This window comes from Arthrobacter sp. JCM 19049, assembly GCF_001310435.1.
Genome location: NZ_BAXF01000397.1, coordinates 1 through 2,032 on the forward strand (window position 1 = coordinate 1; position 2,032 = coordinate 2,032).

The window sequence follows — 2,032 nt, forward strand, 5'->3', positions numbered from 1 at the left end:
CCACCGGCGGACGTGGCGTCATCGGGCATCGCGCCCTGGGTCGGCTTGGTGTCTCCGGGTTTGGCGTTGTCCCGGGGGTCGGTATTGTCCCCGGCTGCGGTGCCGGTGTAGTCATCCTCCATGGCCGCGGCGTCCAGCTCACCGTCCTGGGTCAGCTGCACCACCAGGGCGCCAGCGGAGCCGGCTGCCGGAAGCTGATCGCCTTCTGCCGGAACATTTCCAGCAGCGCCAGAAAGCGCACCACGACCACCAGCTGGCTTTCGGCGTCGGCCACCAGCTGGGTGAAGTCCAGGCTGCCGCGCTCGGTGAGCATCCGGTGCATGGTCTCGGCTTCCTGGCCGATCGTGACATTCGCCCCGTGCAGGTGGGAGATCCCCACTTCGGTCTCCGGCTCGGGTTTCGGGGCCAGGCCCTGGCGGGCGATCTGGGCGAACTGCTGCGGGGTGATGTTGAAGATCAGCTCGGGCAGCAGCGCCGCGAAGTGCGGCTCCAGGGGCACCTCGCGCGGAATGTGCGCGGATTCGGCGTCGTAGTGGTCGCCCAGCACTGCGGCCGCCTCCTTGAACGCCTTGTACTGCAGCAGCCGGGCGAAGAGCAGGTCCCGGGCCTCAAGCAGTTCGAAGTCCTCGTCGTCGGCCATTTCCCCGCGCGGCAGCAGCCGGGCGGCCTTCAGGTCCAGCAGCGTGGAGGCGACCACCAGAAATTCGGTGGTCTCATCCAGCATCTTCAGCCCGTCGCCGGGCTGGGCCTGCAGGGCGCGCAGGTAGGCGATGAATTCGTCGGTGACCTCGGCGAGCGCCACCTCGGTGATGTCCAGCTCGCGCTTGGTGATCAGGTGCAGCAGCACGTCGAACGGCCCGTTGAAGTTGGCCAGCTCCAGGTGGAACCCGCTGCCGCCGGCGGCGGCTCCTGACTCCGCTCGTCGCCGGCTGGCGCATGCGTGAGCGTGGCGGTCATTACGGGGCGCCGCCGCGGTAGATCAGTTCCTTGGCCAGGTTGCGGTAGGACTCGGCGCCGGGGTGGTTCGAGGCGTAGGAGGTGATCGGTTCGGCGGCCACGTTCGCGTCGGCGAACTTGATGGTGCGCTTGATCACGGTTTCAAACAGCTTTTCCCCGAATGCCTCGTCCAGCCGGCCGATGACCTCGCGGCTGTGCAGCGTGCGGGCGTCGTACATGGTGGCCAGCACCCCGTCGACCTCCAGCATCTGGTTCAGCCGGTCCTTGACCTTGTCGATGGTCTCCATCAGCAGCGCCACCGCACGCAGTGCGAAGAACTCGGCGGTCAACGGGATGATTACCCCGTGCGCGGCCGTCAGCGCGTTGATGGTCAGCAGCCCCAGGGAGGGCTGGCAGTCGATGAGCACCACGTCGTAGTCGTCGATCACCTCGCGCAGCGCCCGTTCCAGTGCCTGCTCGCGGGCGACCTCGTTGACCAGCTGCACCTCGGCGGCGGAAAGGTCGATGTTCGCCGGCAGCAGGTCGATGTTCGCCACCTCGGTGGTGCGGATCGCGTCGCGGATCCCGGTGTTGCGCTCCATCAGCACGTTGTAGACGGTCACGTCCAGCTCGTGCGGGTTCATCCCGAAGCCGGCCGACAACGCACCCTGGGGGTCGAAGTCCACCAGCAGCACCTTGCGGCCGTATTCGGCCAGCGCCGCGGCCAGGTTAATGGTCGAGGTGGTCTTGCCCACCCCGCCCTTCTGGTTGACCATCGCGATGACCCGGGCCGGACCGTGCGACGGCAGCGGCTCGGGTTCGGGAAATCGGTCAGCGGCTTGCCGGTGGGTCCCACCGGCTTTGGTTCCTTGAGCATTCCTGCCCCGCGGATCTTGCCCTGTTCCTCGCTCACGATTGGCGAACCACACTTCCCATTCGGATCGGTCATTTGCTTGTCTACAGGTTATCGCCCGACGTGGCTCATTTAGGGGAATTTCCCCTCTTGCACGGCGAGCCTTGACCTTGAACCTTAACTCAAATGCTGTATATACGCTGAAGATCCCAAAGAGCGGCGCTGCCCGGCGCCGCGGCGGGA

At 66.5% G+C, this 2,032-nt stretch carries 1 protein-coding gene and 1 pseudogene; both read right to left on the minus strand.

The window, feature by feature from the left end:
* Window positions 1–151: 151 nt before the first annotated feature.
* Window positions 152–847, minus strand: coding sequence for a ScpA family protein (locus JCM19049_RS12635; RefSeq protein WP_054821766.1), 696 nt, complete (start codon window positions 845–847; stop codon window positions 152–154).
* A gap of 109 nt (window positions 848–956) precedes the next feature.
* Window positions 957–1,849: pseudogene (locus JCM19049_RS12640) on the minus strand (ParA family protein).
* Window positions 1,850–2,032 lie beyond the last annotated feature (183 nt).